The sequence below is a fragment of the Paenibacillus sp. FSL R5-0923 genome (genome assembly GCF_038009145.1).
Classification (GTDB): Bacteria; Bacillota; Bacilli; order Paenibacillales; family Paenibacillaceae; genus Paenibacillus_AQ.
On record NZ_JBBPAT010000001.1, the window covers coordinates 4,094,911 to 4,114,397 of the forward strand.

13 protein-coding genes and 3 pseudogenes are annotated in these 19,487 nt (G+C 47.9%); 1 reads left to right on the forward strand and 15 read right to left on the reverse strand.

The window, feature by feature from the left end; genetic code table 11:
• Positions 1-101: 101 nt before the first annotated feature.
• The 5 genes and pseudogenes from MKX35_RS18445 to MKX35_RS18465 all read right to left on the reverse strand — a co-directional run bounded on the left by MKX35_RS18445 (position 102) and on the right by MKX35_RS18465 (position 5,060).
• Complete coding sequence (locus MKX35_RS18445) at positions 102-497, reverse strand: BlaI/MecI/CopY family transcriptional regulator (protein WP_076283655.1); 396 nt, start codon at positions 495-497, stop codon at positions 102-104.
• 410 nt (positions 498-907) lie between these two features.
• Positions 908-3,109: a M1 family metallopeptidase gene (locus MKX35_RS18450; protein ID WP_076299870.1), complete on the reverse strand. Its 2,202-nt coding sequence runs from the start codon at positions 3,107-3,109 to the stop codon at positions 908-910.
• A gap of 330 nt (positions 3,110-3,439) precedes the next feature.
• Positions 3,440-3,583, reverse strand: a pseudogene (locus tag MKX35_RS18455) (MFS transporter); the annotation flags it as partial.
• A 26-nt stretch (positions 3,584-3,609) separates the two neighbouring features.
• Positions 3,610-3,990: a hypothetical protein gene (locus MKX35_RS18460; RefSeq protein WP_076299869.1), complete on the reverse strand. Its 381-nt coding sequence runs from the start codon at positions 3,988-3,990 to the stop codon at positions 3,610-3,612.
• The gene (locus MKX35_RS18465) at positions 3,981-5,060 is read right to left on the reverse strand and encodes a DUF418 domain-containing protein (RefSeq protein WP_076299868.1); all 1,080 of its coding nucleotides are present in this window, start codon (positions 5,058-5,060) and stop codon (positions 3,981-3,983) included. The genes MKX35_RS18460 and MKX35_RS18465 overlap by 10 nt, the downstream gene beginning before the upstream one ends.
• 532 nt (positions 5,061-5,592) lie before the next feature.
• Between MKX35_RS18465 and MKX35_RS18470 the strand changes: the two are divergent.
• Positions 5,593-5,916, forward strand: a pseudogene (locus tag MKX35_RS18470) (IS3 family transposase); the annotation flags it as partial.
• Positions 5,917-5,980: 64 nt separating this feature from the next.
• On the opposite strand, the pseudogene MKX35_RS18475 reads toward MKX35_RS18470, so the two are convergent.
• From MKX35_RS18475 to MKX35_RS18520, 10 genes and pseudogenes are all read right to left on the reverse strand, one after another.
• Positions 5,981-6,183, reverse strand: a pseudogene (locus tag MKX35_RS18475) (hypothetical protein); the annotation flags it as partial.
• Between the two features lie 10 nt (positions 6,184-6,193).
• Positions 6,194-7,162: a glycoside hydrolase family protein gene (locus tag MKX35_RS18480; RefSeq protein WP_256716329.1), complete on the reverse strand. Its 969-nt coding sequence runs from the start codon at positions 7,160-7,162 to the stop codon at positions 6,194-6,196.
• A gap of 208 nt (positions 7,163-7,370) precedes the next feature.
• Positions 7,371-9,650 (reverse strand): chondroitinase-B domain-containing protein, encoded by a 2,280-nt coding sequence (locus MKX35_RS18485; RefSeq protein WP_256716328.1) that lies wholly within the window; start codon positions 9,648-9,650, stop codon positions 7,371-7,373.
• 157 nt (positions 9,651-9,807) lie between these two features.
• Positions 9,808-10,938 carry a glycoside hydrolase family 88 protein gene (locus tag MKX35_RS18490; protein WP_076299866.1) on the reverse strand — a complete coding sequence of 377 codons (1,131 nt, stop codon included), beginning with the start codon at positions 10,936-10,938 and terminating at the stop codon, positions 9,808-9,810.
• A 21-nt stretch (positions 10,939-10,959) separates the two neighbouring features.
• Complete coding sequence (locus MKX35_RS18495) at positions 10,960-11,835, reverse strand: carbohydrate ABC transporter permease (protein ID WP_076299865.1); 876 nt, start codon at positions 11,833-11,835, stop codon at positions 10,960-10,962.
• Positions 11,836-11,847: 12 nt separating this feature from the next.
• Entirely contained in the window at positions 11,848-12,801 is a 954-nt protein-coding gene (locus MKX35_RS18500; RefSeq protein ID WP_042188470.1) for an ABC transporter permease, read from the reverse strand.
• Positions 12,802-12,904: 103 nt separating this feature from the next.
• On the reverse strand, positions 12,905-14,575 hold the full coding sequence (locus tag MKX35_RS18505) for an extracellular solute-binding protein (protein ID WP_076299864.1): 1,671 nt from the start codon (positions 14,573-14,575) through the stop codon (positions 12,905-12,907).
• A gap of 173 nt (positions 14,576-14,748) precedes the next feature.
• Positions 14,749-17,103, reverse strand: a complete 2,355-nt coding sequence (locus tag MKX35_RS18510) for an AraC family transcriptional regulator (RefSeq protein WP_081382929.1) — start codon at positions 17,101-17,103, stop codon at positions 14,749-14,751.
• A gap of 21 nt (positions 17,104-17,124) precedes the next feature.
• On the reverse strand, positions 17,125-18,306 hold the full coding sequence (locus MKX35_RS18515; RefSeq protein WP_076299863.1) for a polysaccharide lyase 6 family protein: 1,182 nt from the start codon (positions 18,304-18,306) through the stop codon (positions 17,125-17,127).
• Positions 18,307-18,588: 282 nt separating this feature from the next.
• Positions 18,589-19,299: a metallophosphoesterase family protein gene (locus MKX35_RS18520; RefSeq protein ID WP_076299862.1), complete on the reverse strand. Its 711-nt coding sequence runs from the start codon at positions 19,297-19,299 to the stop codon at positions 18,589-18,591.
• Positions 19,300-19,487 lie beyond the last annotated feature (188 nt).

The window sequence follows — 19,487 nt, forward strand, 5'->3', positions numbered from 1 at the left end:
TTGTATGCTGGGTAATTTTGTGAAATTATACTAATAAAAAAACCGCGATTTACGCGGCGGTTCGACGTTAGGCTGAATTGTTCTACCTTTAATCAATTTTCTTATCGATCATCGTTGTTGCGACTCTCGTCAAACAAAGCTTTCAAGTCATCAATTTCTTTCTCGTTCAGCTTCTTATCCTGCAAAAAATTAGCGAGCATGGGCTTCAAGGCGCCGCCATACAGTTTCTTCATGAACGATTTAGTCTCCGACTTCAAATATTCTTGTTCGCTGATGAGTGGATAGAACAAAAAGTTCCGTTTGGATCCCTCTTCCTGTGTTGTTCCCGCCGCTTCTTTCTGCACTAGACGGTTCAGGAGCGTCCTTGTCGTATTCGGGCTCCACCCCACTTGTTCCGCCAATTGCTTGACGACCTGGCTGGAAGGACAATTCGGACTGGCCCACAATACGCGCATCACCTCGAGCTCCGCATCCGTGATGGGTGGTATTTTTGTCATGCCTAAACCCTCCAAAATCAAGTTATAACTACATCTGTAGTCACACTTAAATAGTACAATTGTGGTTTGATCTTGTCAACCTGCATAGTGTTTCATTCTAAAACATAGCCTCCTCTTCTCCATTCTCTTGCCCAACATATTCCTCTATGTTTAGTGTCAATTAAAAGTCACAGAATTTTCTCGAATTTTAAAGCTCGTAAAAATAAAAAAGAACACCGGTTAACTTTGAGCAAGCCCAAATTAACCGGTGTTCTTGAAATTATCCAAGTTCGCTACGTTTTGGCTGCCATGGAACACACGAAATGATCCTTGAAAGTTAATTCCCGAAAACAGTACAAACGTTTGTTTTTTAGATTTTCACCTGCTGTGCGGATGGAACTCCCTCGGGACTAAGACTGCCCTGTGATTTATTATTCTGCAAATAGTTTCGCATACGGATTATCGATCTTTTGTTCGCTGCTGCTCTTACCTGTGTTATTCAGAACATAATATTGATAGAAATGGTTTGAAAAATTCAATGATTCCAATGCTTTAGCCATAAATGGATCTTCCGTCTGATCACTCAATTGGTCCCCTGTCCAAAAATAATGCAACATGAGACGATTCTGGTTATACGGATGTTTGATAATGTAGGCTCCGGATTGATTAGACTTATTCATGATTTCCTGCCATTTAAAACCGACTGTATCAGCACGCTTGATGATGCCGGACTTCAAGGCTTGTACAAACCCATTCGCATCCGGTTTGCCTATGACAATGATATTACTGTCCCCTAGCTCCTTCTTAAGCTTGTTTTTTAATACTTGACGTTCCGTTATAATCGTTGGCTTTATTCCTGCTATTTGGAAGAAGCCTTGAAATTGGTTGAGCAATTGATCCTGTTGTTTTGTTGCTTTGTCCGATGTCAAACGGTCGCTCAAGATAATCGTTAGCGGCTCGCCCTGCAACGTTTTATCGATAATTCGGCTCATCGTTTCAGACGGAACCTCTGGAAACTGCACAAACACCGAATGGTATATTGATTTAAATTGCTCGTACATATAAGCGGCTTCCTCGTCCGCTGTTAGACGATATTCAGACTTCAAAGAATAATTGGGCTGGCGCAAATCCGCTTCCCAATCATCTCTGATCTTTTTGCCCGCTTTGTTCTCAACAACCTGAAGCAGTCCTTCGATCGTCGCATTTTTGTATACATACTGGTCAAAATATGTCTGCATCAACTCATCAAACTTCTCTTCGCCAAGCGTACGATACAACTCATAGATGGCTTGACGGCCTTTTTTATAAAAAATGGCGTCGGGAGAATCGCCAACCTTATCATTGGTCGCATCAAGCGGACTATCTAACGATACTTCATCGAATTGAATCACCTTGAATCCATTTAACGGATTTCCTTGTTTCTCATAGAAATAAACCATAGAGAAATCGGCAAATCCTTCATCTAGAAATGATTCCTTCTCAGAATTATTTCCAATTAATGCGTGGAACCATTGATGCGCAATTTCATGGACAAATGCTGAATGGTTTGAAATATCTGGCTGACCCTCGATCATGCCCATCTGAATCATTCGCGAAAATTCAACAGCGATCCCTTCAACGTACGATTCAACAATTCTGAACTCCGGATAAGGATATTTACCATATTTTTCGCTGAAGAAGTTAATGACTTTAAACGCTTGATCAATATATTGATCGATAATCTGTTTTTTGTCTTTCTGATTATCAAAGTAATAGTATTGTATGGTCAGACCATCTCGTGTAACACTTTCTACTTTAAAATCTGGACTCGTGAAGAAGACAAATTCTCTCGTATTATTCGCAGTGGCCGTTACCATCTTGCGGCCTGCTTCGGCATCCTGTACGGTCAGTGTTCCAGGCATGGAAACCTGGTAATCGGCGGGTACATTCATGGTTACCTGATAATCCGCAGAATCATAATAATCGGATTCAAATGTAGTACTGTAAGGAGTTTTGTCCCACGTATGATCTGCAGGGTTATAGACCGAAAGCACAGGGAACCAATGAGCGCCATTGATGATATTCTTGTAATGGGACAACCGCTGTGAGCCATAAGGAATTTTTACGTCGAATTCAAGTTCTAGTGTGATAGATTGCCCGGGCTGCAATGCTTGTCCCAATGCAACCTTAAGTGCCTGATTCGTATTATCGAACTTCAAGGGTTGACCTAACGACTTCACATTGTTGATGTCTATGCCGCCCAGGAAATCTTCAGGTTTCTTATCCGGATTTTCCTTTGCCATTCGTTCATTTGTATTTTCGAACATACCCGACTGTGTTTCCTTTGAACGGTTTGCATCTGCAAAGGTGTGAAATACAATATTGTCCAGTGTATCCTTCGTGTTGTTTCGATAGGTCACAGTTTCTGTACCGTGAATTGTCATCTTCTTCTCATCAAGCCTTGCGTCTACTTGATAGCGCGCAAGCTGATGAACAGCCGCATCGGCTTCTAGCAACGAATCGTTCTGAATCGTTGGTTTCGCCGCCATCGCTATCCCCGTCCCGAAAACAGGGCCTGTACTTAATGCGACAACAAGACTGCCGGCAATCATGCACTTCGGTAGTTTAGTATTCCAATGTTTAAGTTTATTCATGTTGCTCCTCCTAATGATAAGTTCCTAATCATGATCGTAGATTCTCGAGTATGTACAAAGACTAGTATAAAGCTCTTACTTTACACGAGTTTTAAAGGAACCTTACATTAACCTTAAAAAGGAATCACTTATAGTTTTTTAAAACAGATACTCTGCACAAGTGTATTCCACTAACACGACTGTTGAGAGAATAGAAAACGGCCCATGGATGAGTGGGTAAATCGATAAAACAGCGTTCCAAGGAGGTCCGCTCCCGCACTTGGCTTGACAATACATCTAGCCCAACAGGCTGCCGTTATAGTAGCGCCTGTTGGGCTTCAAAAAAGGGTCTTATGTGGCTCTTGAACTAAAAGCTTTAATTTTTATCATAATCAACATGAAAGCAAGCAAAGCGAATATGATTCCAGTCCATATGAGCGGATGTATCCCCCATTGAGAGATAAACCAATCACCAATGGAAGCTCCCAACGTAATGCTTTTAGCCTCACTGACACGGAACTCTATAAACGAAATGATGATCGATTTGAGCTGCTATATTTAAAGGAACGGGAAAAGGTACGCAATGACAATTTGGAATAATTCAGCTTCCATATATGCCAGGATTCGAACTCGGAGAAAGCCGCCTCATCTTGCTCGGTTAACCAGTGAAAGTCTCCTTTCAGGTTTTTTTGCAGCAAGACGTTCTCATCGGCTTCTGAAAAATAAAAAAGATAATCTCCGCCATGCAGAGTGACTCCCGCTTCATTCAATTTTCGGCGAATGATCTTCACAGACAGGTCTTGTCGTTGATAAAGGCTTACCTTATCGGCCATCGCATGCATCAGGACCGCCATAACCCGGCCATCGGTGGTTTCCCCGGACCATACACCACTCAGCACCATTTTCTCATGATCAGCTCAATCGGACCTCTTTTCATCCACTTTCTCCACAGACTCGAAAAGATAATGGAGATAATGAAATAAACGGTTCCGTATGCCATTGCAAAAGAAAGACTTCCGTTTTCCAAATAACCCACTGTCATAAGAAAACCAATTCCGATCACTACGTGCCCGATATAATGGGTTAACGATAACTGTCCTGTATGGATCATCGCCTGTGTCAGAAGGGAATTTTCAAATTTATCGACCACATAAAGACAGATCGCAATGATGGCGACAGCTGAACAAATGCCAGAGAAAACATACAGCATTGTGGGCGGCATCGGTTTTGTTCCAAAAAGATAAGTTGCTGCTTCTTTACTCAGTACTGGGGAGGTCCATTTAACCAAGAAGAAAGAAATCGATTCAAAAACAACCGTTCCTGACAACGAATATACTAGTAATTTCGAACGGTTTTCCTTATTCAGCCAACGCTTCCTGCCAATCCACATGCCGATGAGGAAGAAGCTCAGCCAAGGAAAAATGGGATGAAATCCGTTAAATAACAGATTGCGAGTAAACCCTTCTATCGTCCAAAAGCCCATGTATTCCTTAAAACTCGAGTCCCATCCCTTGCTGTAATCGAATACGGCTAAAAACAACTGCGATGCTACCAGGATTATCGAAAACAAAACTAGTATTATATTATCGGATACTGTGATCAAGACTGCAGCTACAAGCATAAATACCGCATAATAATGCAAAATATCGGCACTCCAGCCTATTAGCAATAAAAGCACGCCAGATATAAACAGAAAAGCAGCTCTCTTGTACAAGCTGTTCCGGATTTGAGGAATGAGTTCCCAGCTCATTGAGTTACGGGCTTTCGAGGTCATTAATGCCACCCCAATACCAGCCAACACGACAAACAAGGCGGATGCTCTCCCCTCAAAAAGGCCCGCTATCGCTTGCAACCATGCAGGTCCGCCACTCTCTGCCTGCATCGCTAGCCTATAGTTCACCATTACCATGCCGAAGATCGCCAATGCTCTTGCAAAATCAAAGGCAGTTATCTGCTCTTTCGCTTGACTCATGCCGCATCCTCTCCCTTAATACATTTCGCTTTATGACATGACATCGCTCAATAGATAGCAGCAGCTTTTCCCATTGTGAACTGAGTGAGATCCTAATCCGATAAAACTAATACACCAAAATAAAGCACCTCTATAAGCATAGACTTCAATGGTTCAGAACGAAGAACCCAAAATGCCTGTGAAGTATCCGGTTAGCGTCACTCCTAAGGGATGCGGCTTGGAATACCTAAACAATAAACCCTAGGTCTGACCTAAGGTCAATTGTTTTGTTCAAAATTTCAAGAAGTATGTTCTATTTTCCTGATTTTCTGTATTGAACAACAGGCATGCAGGACGCCTCTAGATCACAAGCACGATGCAGCGGGGTTGTGGTGCATAGCTCAAATTAATGATGATTGAACTGAAGTTAAGGGATGGGGCAATTATTTTGGAAACAGACTTAGATTTGTCTAAATGGAAGCGTTTTGAAGCAGAGATCATCCTATTAACCGTAAGATGTTATTTAAAATATAGTCTAAGTTATCGTGATAGATTATCAGATGAAGATAAATCTCTTATTCATTCTGACCAAGGCTGGCACTATCAGATGAAACAGTATCGTCATGCTCTCGAAGAACGCGGCATCAAGCAAAGTATGTCCCGTAAAGGTAACTGCTACGACAATGCCGTCATCGAGAACTTCTTTGGTATCATTAAATCTGAATTTCTATATTTAAAGGAATTCGAAAGTATCGCACATTTTAAACAAGAGCTATTAAATTACATCGATTATTACAACAACAAGCGAATTAAAGCAAAACTAAAAGGCCTGAGTTCAGTACCGAACTCAGGCCCAACAAGTTGCCTAATTAAATAACCTGTTTAACTTTAAGGGAAGTGTTTAGTGCTTGAACAGTCTGATTCAATCAGAAAAGCCATGATTATTTTAAATATTTCCCTGTGAAAGAATGTTTCGCTTAAATGAAATGTATAGGTTCGCCTCAAATATAATTTGGCCACCCCTACTGCCGCCATCAGGCCCCATGTCGATAATCCAATCCGCCTGACTGATGACGTCAAGGTTATACTCGATAACGATAACTGTATTGCCCTTGTCCACGTGCCGGTTCATAATCTGCCACAGCCCCAGTGAATCATTGCTTCAAAGGTATAACCATGTTCCACGTATCGGAAGCGTCCTTAAAACCATCACTGCCGTCCGAGACGGCCGCGAACAAATGAGTCGGCTTGCCGTTCTGGAACAACAGGAACGGCCGCTCTAGATTGCCCAGCGTCTGCACCGTGCCGTCATCCCAACGCACCGTCCGGGAATAGCCTTGCGGCTGCCCATGCAAGCTCCATTTCAGTCCGTCCGGCGACTTGGCGTAGATGCCGCCGTATTTTTCTCCGCATAGATGCCCTTCCATATCTTTGGCGATCAAATTGTATCCTTCGTTTGTTTGCCAGATAAAAGGGTCTTCGATATGGAACGACTCTGGAGGAAACACCGGCTCGTCACTCAGCACCCGGTACAGCCTCTCGTAGTGATCCGCATACGCAACGCCAATCGTCATGCCGCCATGCAGGTTGCCTTCGTAGTGACGTGCCTTGTAGATCAGCAGCACGGAACCATCCTCCCTGACACACGGAGCCGGATTGGAGGTCAGAAAGCTATCGAATCGGCCGGGACGTGTTGGCAATATCGGTTCGTCCGCTCTGCGCCACGGGCCCAAAACGCTGTCCGCTATAGCCAGACCTACCCGTTTGTTCGCCCGCGCCACGATGCATTGAGGATCGGTTAACCCGAAATTCCCGGGCGGCTCTGGATCGCTTAGCGGATGGGTCGAACCCGTATAATAAAGCAAATATTTGTTGTTGTGCTTGACGATATGGGGGTTGTGCGTGCAGCGTCCGTCCCAATATTCCGCTCCCCTCGCCGGAAGCGCCACCTCGCAGAATCGGTACGGTCCCTCGGGGGTATCCGAGTCTGCCCTGACAATCTCTGAAGCTGTCATCCAGCCGGGATGCATCGGCAGTGTCTTCGGCCAGCGCGAGGCAAACATATGGAATTTGCCGTCCTCGCCCTGCACGACGGAACCGCACCATACCCAATAACCTTCCATACGGAAGCCGCCTCCACGCGGAGCCGGCAACATTGTGCTAGTATGCATGTGCAGTCACCTCGTTTTTTCCCGCTGCTCCATAATTGCTGTGAAACATGGTCTCCCATCCTTCCAAATGAAGTGAATAACAGGACTGCTCCATACATCAATGGATCGACATAGTCATGCCGGCGAACCAACCGCCGGCATGCTTGCACATATATCGATCCTAAGGCGTATTCAGCCCCACATTGTCGGCCGCTAGCGGGCGATTCAGTAGAGGCGCGCCGGAATATTCGTCCGCCCCCACATCTGCTGTCGCCCGCATTTGACCGTCCATATCCGCCAGCACGAACGTGTATGTCCCCACAGCTGCAGCAATTGCCGGGCTGCTCGCGGACAGTTTCTGAATGCCGTTCACCGCAGTCAGCAGCGGATTGATATTTCGGATCTGCTCCGAGCTGCGCGATATGTTGCTAATAGTGCTGCCAAACCCGATGTTACCTTGGAACAGCGTATTCGTTGTCGCCGCCTCGTAATAAAGCGTGCCGGTGCTGTTGTATACGATATTGTTCGCCACGACGGAATCCTGCGGAGCATACGCTTTGCCCGAGCCGATGACGATACCGGTTTTGCTGTTTACAATCGTATTGTTGACGATAAGCGCCCGGTAAACTTTCCATTGTTTGCGCAATTGTTCGACCGTCGGACTTGGAGGGGAGCCTCCAGTACCGCCGTCAAAGTCTCCGTTAGGCAAGTAGATTGCTTCGCCAGTCAAATTCTCAAAGTAGTTGTTATAAATCTTATGGTCATTGCCGAACATCCGGATGCCTTCCTGATCCGACTCCACGCCGTCCCCGAGGAAGAAGTTACCATATACGCTGTTGTTATGGCCATGCCGCAGCGTCAGACTGCCCTTGGACGTGCGGAATGTATTGAAGCGCACGGAATTGCTGCTGCTCTTGACCGATATGATTTCCGGTTCTCCATCGCAATTCTGAAATACATTGTATTGTATCGTATTATAGCCGTGGGAGAGCGTAAGACCCGACAAGCCGAGACGAATTGTCTCTTTGCCGTTAGCTACCCATGGGCCTACATCATGGAAATAGTTGTATTCGATAATATCGTATTGCGAAATTTGACCTGAGCCATCCTGTCCTTCGTAAGCGATCAGCGGTTCGGTGTCGCTCTTCAGTCCGAAGTCGTTCCGGTCGATGCGGTTATGATGGCTGTTCGTGCCCCGCACTTGCAGCCACATCAGGCCGCTCCCCGAGCTTGGAAGCGCAAACGTATTACGGGTCAGTCGCACATGGTGCGAGCCTTCCAACACCACTGCGCCATTGCTTGTGTTCGTAAACTTTAATCCGTCCAGCACCACATGCGAGGAGTTCTCGACGCGGAAGCCTGATGCTCCCGAGATGATAGCCTGACCGCGGTTTTTCGCTTTAATGACGATTGGTGCGTTGGCAGTGCCGTTTTTGTTCTGAACAGCAAACGGGCTTGTACGCGAATACGTGCCGTTTGCCAACACAATCGTTTTACCCGCCGTAGCGGTTGCAACCTCGGCAGCCAACTGCGTGGAAGTGCTAACTTCGACGACCGTCCCTTCGCTACCGCTGCCGCTTGAATCGCTACCATAAATTTCGACCTCGGCAAAGCTGTTCCAGGCGTTCACCGAGTTGCCGTGGCCAACAATACGAACGTAGCGGACGGGGGCAACATCGGCAAAATCAAACGTCTGCAAGCTGTTGCTCAGACTGCTGACCGCTCCCGAAAGCACTGTACTGAAGTTATAGCCATCATACGAAGTCTGGATATCAAAAGCGAAAGTTCGCTCCACCCCGTTGGTGAAGGCAATCTTCACGTATTCCACCCGCTTGCTCGATCCAAGGTCGTATTGGACCCACTCCCCTTCGCCACTCGCTGACCAGCGCGTGTTAAGATCGCCGTCGATTGTATACGCGACGATATTGCCGTCATCTCCGCTGGCCATAAGTTGTGGCACGGTAATCGCCAACTTGCTTGCGGCTGGCGGAGATACGCTCGCGGTGCCGTAGAGTTCAACTTCAGAATAGCTGTTCCACAGGTTGGAGGAATTGCCGTGCCCAACGATCCTCACATAGCGGGTAGAATCGACATCCGGAAAATCGAACGTTTGCAGACCTTCCACAAGGCTGCTCACAACTCCGCTGCTGACGGTCGTAAAGGTGGAACCGTCCATTGACGTCAAAATATCAAAAGTAGAAGTGCGGCTTGACCCATTCAGAAATGCAATTTTGATGAAAGACACTTTGCGATTTACGCCCAAATCGTACTGGATCCATTGCATGTCGCCATTCGCCGACCAACGTGTTAAGAAATCGCCGTCCACCGTGTTGGCTGGAACGTTGCCGTCATCTCCGCTCGCCGTCACGTCGGAGCTGCCAATTGTGAACTTCGTATCAGCCGCACTTGCCGTTCCTGGTATTAACACAACCAGCATACAGATCAAAATAATGAACGTCATACATTTGGTTCCCATAATTCATTTTCATCCTTTCTATTATGAAATGATGGTTATTGAATCATTCCCTTCGTTCCGTCCGGCACCTCCTCTCAAAAATACGGAAGCCGGGAGGAGCTTCCTGTCCTCCCGGCTTCGTGATTACAGCCTTTGATCCCGCTTAAAAAACATGCTGGCTCCAGCCTTTGCTCTTCGCCAAAGCTTCAATATAATAGTAATCGCCGTAAATCAGCGATACGTTGATGTTGGTATTGACTGGCTTATGACCGGTTGCGCCGAGCAGGATGCCTTCATACTCCGGCTTGTCGAGCGCACTGTAGTTGTTCGACAGCGAGCGAAGAATGCGCGTGGCCGCGCGCTGATATAAAGCGGCTTCCTCAGGAGCTACCTGCGACGCGATATCGATCAAGCCAGATGCTGCGCAGCTCGCCGCCGAGGTGTCGCGCGGCTCGTCCGTCAAGTCGGTCGCCGCACGGAAATCCCAATGCGGTACATCGTCTTCCGCCAACGCGCTGATGAAATAATGCGCCACCCCTTTCGCCGCATTCAAGTAACGCGCTTCTCCCGTATAGCGGTAAGCGCAACTCATCCCGTAGAGTGCCCAAGCTTGGCCCCGCGACCAGGACGATTGCGGCGCGAAGCCCTGTCCGCCGTCATAACGCTCCACTTCGCCCGTCTCCGGATCGAAGATAACGATATGATGCACCGAGCCGTCGCCTCGGATGAATGAGCGAAGCACCATATCTGCATGGGCGACCGCAATATGCTTGAAGCGCGGATCATCGCTTTCTTCACTCGCCCAGAACAGAAGCGGCAAATTCATCATCGAATCGATGATCGACCAACCCGTCTGGTTGCGGGGCCAGGCTCGAATGAACTGTCCTGCCGGGTTGTACCTGCCCGCCAGATAGTTGGCGGCGAACAGGCCGCGCCGCCGAGCGTCCGGGTCGCCGGTCAGCTTGTAGCGGATAACCGATGTCGGCAGGAACTGAAAGCCAACATCGTGGTGGAAATGGTTGTCCCGCAAGTAACATTGCTCCATGCGTTCGTCCCAAGGCTCCGCCTCCTCCCGATAACGTTGCTCGCCGGTCATATCGTACAGAATCCACAGAATGCCCGGCCAGAAGCCTGAAATCCACTGATCCACTTTGATCTGGTCATATTTGCCCGCCGCCGAAACATGTGGCGCTTCTGTCCAGCCCGCTTCGATCATATGATCAACTTTAATCTTCACTTTATCCCACCAAGCCGTCAGCTCGGATGGTTTCAGTTTCACATTTTCATTGCTCATCTCTGAAGTCCACCCCTTCTCCTAACCTTTAATGGCACCGATCAAGGCGCCTTTCACGAAATATTTTTGCAATAGCGGATAGACCAGAAAAATCGGAAGGGTTGCTACCATAATCGTGGCGTATTTCAATGTCTCGCCCAATATGATGATCTCATCTTGGGAGGCTCCTTCCGCCATGGAGTTTGCCTCGCCAATAATCAAAATTTCTCGCAGGATCAACTGCAACGGATACAGCGACCGATCCTGAAGGAAGATCATGGCGTTAAACCAGGAGTTCCAGTGGCTTACTCCGTAATACAGGCCTACCACTGCAAGCACGGGCTTGCATAGCGGCAGGAAGATGCGGAACAGAATGCCAAAGTCGTTGGCGCCGTCGATCTTGGCCGACTCTTCTAGCGCATCCGGCACTGCCTCGAACGATGTTCGCATGATAATGAGGTTAAATGCGCTTATTGCGGTAGGCAGGATCAGCGCCCACAGTGTGTCCGTAATGCCCAACCCTCTGACCAGCAAGTAGAACGGAATTAATCCACCGCTGAAAAACATGGTAAATACGATAACCAACGTAAGCTGCTTGCGATATTGCAATGTTTTTCTGGACAAAGCGTATGCGGCAAAAGAAGTAAGCAGCAAATTGAGAGCCACGCCTACAATGACAATAAATAATGTGTTGCGGTAGCCGAGCAGGATCATCGGGTTGCTGAATACCGCCTCATATGTTTCAAGCGAGAAGCCCAGCGGCTTCCAAAGAATGCCCTTATGCGCCATCATCAGTGCTGGTTCGCTGAATGAAGCAAATGCCACGTATAGAATTGGGTACACTGTTACAATCATGAGCGCGGACAAAAACAACGTATTGCAAACCCGGAATATATGTTCACCCAAGCTTACTCGCATGCGAACCCTCCTCTACCACAAACCCGTATTGTTCAACTTCCGGCTTATCCAGTTGGAGCCGATAACAAGCGCGAAGTTAATCACGGAGTTGAACAATCCGACAGCGGAGCTGAAACTGAATTGAAAATCTTGAAGCCCGATCCGGTACACATACGAGGAAATGACATCTCCTGTCACATAAGTGGTCGGGTTGTACAACAGAATAACTTTCTCGAAGCCAACGCTCATAATTCGGCCAATGTTTAGGATGAGCAATATAACGAAAACGGGAAGCAGACCGGGTAGGGTAATATGAAGCATCTGCTTCCAGCGTCCACCCCCGTCGATCTTGCAAGCTTCATATTGCTCGAGATCGATCGCAGACAGCGCGGCCAAATAAATAATTGTACCCCAGCCTATATGTTGCCATATATTCGACGAAACGAAGATTGTCCGGAAAAAAGACGGCTCCAGCAGCATCGTAACCCGCTCACCACCGAAAAATGCGATAATATCGTTAATGACGCCGTCACTGCTCGTAAAATCTTTGATCATGCCGCAAATAATGACAAGCGAAATAAAATGCGGCAAATAAGTAATCGTCTGAACCGAACGCTTGAACAGTGCATTTTTCACCTCATTAAGCAACAAGGCGAGAATAAGCGGAGCGGGAAAACCGAAAATGAGATCGTACAAGCTAATCATCAGAGTGTTTTTTAACACCCGCCAAAAATACATACCGCCAAAAAAGTCTTTGAAATGCTCAAGTCCTACCCACGCGCTGCCCCCGATTCCAAGCCGGGGGTTAAAATCCTTGAACGCAATAATCGAACCGTACATCGGGAAATAATGAAAAATAATGAAATATAACAAAACAGGAGTAAGCATCATGTACAAATACTTGTTCTTAACCATGTCTTTCGCAATATTAAGCGGCAGACGACCGGCATGCGTGACTTTGCTGCGTCCCAGCTTCAATTGAGCCATCTCCTACTCCTCCTATCCAAATCCAGCATTATCGGCAGGGGATGGCTGCACCATTCCCTTGCCCCACGGCATCCTGCAGCCAGCCGTGGGACGATACATGGAGTTATCTGTTGTTGTAGCGATCCAAAGCGCCTTGATAGATGTCGATTACATCACGAATCCCCATATCTTCCAGCTGCTTCACAAAGCTGTCGAACTTGTCGAGCGGCTCGTTGCCCATTACAAATTTGATGAACATTTCTTCCAGATACGTGTTGATTGCCGTCATCGTCTGCGCTACCTTCTTGCTCTCATCTACAGTAGGCGTAATGAACGCGGGCAAAATATGTTTCGCCGCATCGGTCTCCGACCAAATCTGGACCGCCTCGTCCTGTTGTGGGAACGTGTTGGTCGTTTTTTGCTCATGCATCGGAAATGGACCGTTCGGAACCGTATACTGCGCCAACATCTGCTGTGAAGTGTACTTATCGTTTTTTACGATCATATCAGTAAATTTCGGAACGCCGTTGTCCATCGTGTAGCTTTCACCTTCAACGCCGAAGTTGTACATCATGGTTCCTTGCTCGCTATATGCGAAGTCCAGCCATTTTACGATCGTTTCTAGGTCTTTCGCCGATGTCGTCACGGCCGCGCTTGCTTTCGGGTTATATTTGAAATCGCGCTGTCCGGTGAACGGTCTTTCGCCTGCTTTCAATACCGGATAAGGAGCAGCTACAAGATCAAAAGCCGGATTTTGGGCTTTACCGGACTCCAGCCATTTGCCCATGCCGCCGCCCAGCAGGAAAACAGTCGCGCCGGACTCACCGTTCAGAAGCCGCTTATCCAGCGTGTCGCGCTCGACGATCGGGAAGTCTTTATCAATCAGCCCTTCGGAATACCACTGGCGGAACAGCGTCATAACATCCTTGTATTGTGGATCTAACGGACCGTATTTCACTTTGCCTTGGTCGTCAATATAGAAGCCGTGCGACGTTTTGTATGCGTCGAAGAACGCGTCCTGCAAATTCATTTTGTTCGCGTATAGAGCCGTCAGCGGTGCTACGGCGCCTTTTTTATCTTTGAACGCCGTCAGAACCTTATGCCAATCGTCTATCGTTACAGGCAATTGCAGCCCTAGCTCATCCAACCAATCTTTGCGCAGCATTGGTCCGCGGAAGACTAATCCTTCCTCGTTTCGCACCATCGGGAAGACGTAATATTGGCCACTGTCGGTCTTCACCATTTTATCCAGTTCTGGATTAGCTTCCAGCATCTTCTTCAGGTTAGGCGCATATTGGTCGATCAAATCGTTTAGCGGTACGATAACCCCGTCTGAAATCGCCTTTTCCGGTCCACCCGGATAAATACTCCAGTCGTACTCCAGCACATCCGGCAGCTTGCTGGAAGCCAGCAACAAATTAAACTGCTCTTCAGCTTGACTTTCGGTCGGATGGATGTAGTTCACTTTCACGCCGGTAGCTTCTGCAATCGCCTTCCCGATCGGCGCTTCCGCCAGATTCGTTGTAAATGTAATCAGGTTTCCGTTGATTGGAGCCCAGTATGAGAAAGTATCTTTCGTATCCAGCGGATACACCGGCATATCCGATCCCTCGTTTCCTTTGCTTACGCCATCGCCGCCCTTATTGCTGACGGCGCTTTGAGTCGGCTCTGTCTTATCCTTGTTTCCAGAGCCCCCATTACTGGAGCATGCGGTTAACAACAATAAAAGTACCATTGCGATCCCCAGTGTGAGCTGCAGCCTCTTATGAGTCTTGACGTTGCGATTTTTCGCCATTGTGCCCTCCGTTCTTTTCGTCTCGAATAAGTTGGTGTGAATACGCTTTCAACCTATCGTTAATCCGGTGCCGCAAGCTATCGTTAAAATCTAAAATATACTGCAATTTCTCAAAAATGAGGGTAACAAAACCGTATGTTTGCTACTTTTTCTTGAAAAGAAAAGCCCTAGAGCTACTTGACTTCCCTGTAGCGCCCGGGCGTTATTCCTTCAAATTTTTTGAATATGCGGTGGAAGGTATTCACATCGTTGTAACCAACCTTCAGCGATATTTCGCTGACCGTATATTTCCCGCCGATAAGCAGCAATTTGGCCTGCACCAGCCGGGTCTTGTTAATATAATCGAGCAGAGATTCGCCGGCAAGTTCCTTGAACAGTTTGGAAACATACGACGGCGTCATGGAGAAGGCTTCCCCGATCATCGAAATGTTCAGGTTCTCGTCCTGGTAATACTCGTTGACATATTTCATGACCTTATCGATTAGCGGATTGCTGCAGTATTCGCGGTTGTTATTAACGTAGCCGCACAGAAGCTCTAGCATATCGTAAAGCTGGCTGCGCATCTCCCCTACCGTCTGGCATTGCATCAGGCGTTCGATGGCGCGCACTCCGTCAGGCATATCCGGCTTGCCCGCGATGCGGATTTCGCCGATTACTTTTTGCAGCGTAGCCATTAGATCGAACATGAGACATTTGGCAGTATGAAAAGGAAACGGCTCCGTCGTCACATTTTTCTGAATGATCTCCCCGACGAACGCTTTTGCCTTATCGAGCTGCCCTTCGCGAACCATAACGATCAATTGCTGCTCGACCTTGAGCGGATAAAAATAACCACCTGGAGCAGCCCCTAGGTTGTCGTTACCGCTCAGGTCCCCATAATGAATAATGCCCCCGCTACCTACAATGATTCGGTATTCCATCGCCTCGATCGCTTCCTGGAACGCCTGGAAGATGCCATATTCGCCCTCCTGTTGCGCGCTGATGGCAGCGGTCAACTGGACATGGGCATGATTGGAGATGAACGACATCGTTTCTTCCGCGATGTGCCCCAGCTCTACCCGCTGCTCCGTCGGCGATGCAAGCTGATGGTTGACGATGCAGGCGAGCAACTCCTGGTCCAGCTCTACCGCATAGGCGTTTACTGACTTTCGCGCGACCTCCTCGACCACGTTGGCGATCAGGAAGTGCAGCAACCGCTTATTATGGACCTGATCCTCATCCTTCCGATGGAACTTGCCGAAGTGCTCGATGCGCAGCAAAATAACAGAAAATCCGCCCAGCGGGAAACGCAGATCATAGGCTGAGAAAGATTCGTGCAACGGGATATGGCTGTCGAGTTGCCCCTTCAGCAGCCGCTGCAAAAAGTGCGATCTGAGTGTATTGTTATGCTGATTCAGCTTGTAATGAAGCTCCTCCTTCTCATGGAAGGTGCTGCTCAGCGCCTGCTCCAGAAAGGAGTATTCATTGGAGCCGCGATCAAAGGTAAAACCCGCCTTGAACGACAAGCTCTGGATCAGCGCATGGATCGGCAGGTAGTTCCGTTTGAGGAGCCAATACGTCACGCCACCGCCAACAATAAGGCAAAGCAAGATGCTGGCGATCGTCAATTGCTCTACCACGTTCATTTTCTGGTGATATACGTTCGCCGGCAGCGTCATCACATATTTCCATCCCGTAATGGATGAGGTTGTGTAGGATGCAACAAGCCGGTGACCGTCAGTCTCGATCTCAAGTTGCCCCGATTCTTTCGACATATCGCTGTATAATAGAGCAGGTTCCGACAGCGAATCGCCCGTAGACGCAATGAACCGGTTGTCTTCATCCAGAATAAAGATCGTACCTTTCTCAGGTACCGAAGCTTGCTCTAGCAGCTTACTGCGGTCAATCATGAACAGCAAGACAGCTCCAGGTTGATTCATGATTGTTGAGTTCACATTTTGGGCATACATGACCGTAGGCCGCCACTCATTCTCTTCAGACACAACAACGGAGTGGTAGCCTTTAATGTACCCTTGGTCAAAATATTCTCGTAACGACTGGAACGGCATATGCTCTTCAAGGCGAATATGGTCGTATAACGCTTCGATGTTCATACGGTTGTTGCGGGCGATGACCGTATCGCTATTTTTGTAGTAAATATAAATACCTTCAAGAAAATCGTTAGCGATTTCGTATACGCGCAAATCATTAGCGATTTGGTATATATCGTAGTGGTCCGAATCAGACAGATTGGTATCGGCCGAAATAAATGCTGCGATTCGCCTGTTGAGGCTTACCTCGAGGCTTAGATTCTCGATTCCTTTGAACTGGCTATCTATGGCTTGCTCCATCTGAAGAAGAATAGATTGGTTGGCACGGTTAATTTCAGCCTTTACAACGTTCAGCGTCGCGCCGTATATAACGCCGCTGATCAGAATGGGCACGAGCAGCACTGAGACGTAGGAAAGCATCCAGGTCATGTATACGCTGCGATTTTTATGCCGGAGCTGCTTCAGATAGATTGTCCACCGGTTTCGAGTTTGGGCCATAGGTTCTCCTCCATGTTAGCTTTAGTCGGAATCGGGACCGACGTCAATTCTTGTCAGAATAGCCGGACAACGAATATCCGCGACATCCGCTTTATGATTGTTAATGCAAACCGCCGGAGACGGCCGGTATTCATAGATGGCCGGCTGCTCCTTGCCACATATTCGATTGTAAGCGATTACACATTGCTCCGGCGCATAAGGAATCCGCTTGCCGAGCGTAATGCCGTGACGACAATTGACAATCGTATTATTCACTACACTGGCTCGATAGACGCGCCAATGTTTCCTCAGTTCCTCCTGCGTCGGCGCCTCGGGATAGCCGTCTGATCCGCCATCGTAGTTGCCGCCGTCAATGAGCAGCGCATCCAACGTCAAGTTTTCCATATAGTTATCAAAAATGTGATGGTCGTTGCCGTAAATGCGAAATCCGCCCATTTCTTCCTTCACGCCATCGCCGATAAATGCATTATTATGAAAGCGATTTCCATGTCCGTGACGCGCTGTCACTTGGCCGGCGGAGTTAAGGAACGTGTTGTACCGAACTGTATTATAGCAGCTTTTTACCGAAATAATCTCGGGCTCTCCGTCGCAATTTTCAAACAGGTTGTGTTGAATGGTAATATAGCCGTTCGAGAGAGAGATGCCGGACAGGCCGAGCCGGATCGCTTCAAGCCCATTGACGACACGCGGGCCTATATGATGAAAATAATTATATTCAATGACATCATGCTGCGAGATTTGTTCACCGTCGCCATCAAAAACAACGAGCGGTCCGAGGTCGGCCTTTGGCCCGAACTCGTTGCGTTCGATCCGGTTCCAGCCGCTGCCGCTTCCCAGCACAGACAGCAGGCTATACTCCGCCCCAACCTGTCGCGGCTCAAATCTATTCCGTGCAATCCTCACATGCCGCGAACCATCCAGAATGATAGATTCGCGCTGCTCGACCTGGAAATGCAGTCCCCATACCTCTACATAAGCAGAGTTCAAGATGCGTATACTTGATTCTCCAGCGATCGTTGCTTTTCCTTTATTTACAGCGCGAATGCTTAATATTGCGGTGTCCGATCCTACTTTGCCTTCAATAATATAATCTTCATTCCGTTCGTAAACGCCGTCTGCCAACAAGATCGAAGAACCAGGTTCTGCCCGGCCAATGGCTGCCGCCAACTCGTCGCTACTCGATACCCAATAAATAGTAGTCATTTTCCCACCTGCTTCCTATAGAATAGGCGGATATGAACCGCAGCCTCTTCAGGATCATATCCGCAACTTCACAACCTCTATTATGAAAGATACGTTTCCCATGCCATAGTGTAAAAAAATGAAGTAATCATAAAAATGTAAACTGAGGCGCAAAATGAGCAGGAATTACCGCCTTGCCAGCTGTAAATCGCAACCTGCCGGTGTACAATAAATGAGAAAGGACGTATCCCGACACCAAATCGTGGATACGTCCCCATTGTTGTTGCCTGCTCTGCCGCCCGCTTACCCGAAAAAGAAGTACGCAACCTTCATCTCTTCTTCTTTCAACAGCAACTTTTGTGCCGCTTCGAGCAAAGGCGTGCGGTCATAGACGAGACTTTTCATCGCTATTTTGCCATCGGTAATCGTAAAATAGTGCGCTTCTTTCGATGGATCGTCGCGACGGCGGTAGGACACGCTTCCCGGATTCAGCCACAAACTGTCGTCACTCAAATAATGAATGCATCTGCGATGCGTATGTCCGAAAATAATGCGGCGATATTCTTTGGCCTCAATTGTCCTGACGTTGCGTTCCGCCCAGAAAGCATCGTACTTGGGCAAGCTATCAATCGTCAAATAGTTTTCGTACAGATGCTGCATTGTATAGCTATAGCCGTCCATCTCGAATGTGCGGTAGACCGGAATGCTTTCGAGGAAGGAAATTTCCGCTTCGCCGAGCAGCCTTGCATTGTAATGCGCCCACTTGATCTCATCCTCCGCCACATCGTGACCGCTATTGCCGTTTCGGTACAGGTCGATAATAATGTCGTCATGGTTGCCGCGAACACAATTCGCATCGTTCTTATGCACCCATTCGATAACTTCCCGCGGGAAAGGCCCGTAGTCTACAAGATCTCCCGCGCAATAAATCACGTCACAGTCGGATTCTGCCTTGCGGATCGATTCCAGCGCTTTGACGTTGCTGTGAATATCCGAAATAATTAAAGCTTTCATAATCGATTCAACTCCCTAAGATTCAACATTCTCAGCAGTACCGTCACCACATCCGCCACGTAGCTTTATCGTCTGGCATGAAATGGTCCCGCGGCAGACGCACCTCAATGATTCCGGCGGCAGACGCCAAGGAAACAGCCTGTCTTTCCCAGTCGGGGGTGTCTCCACTGTCCTCAAACCACTGCGGC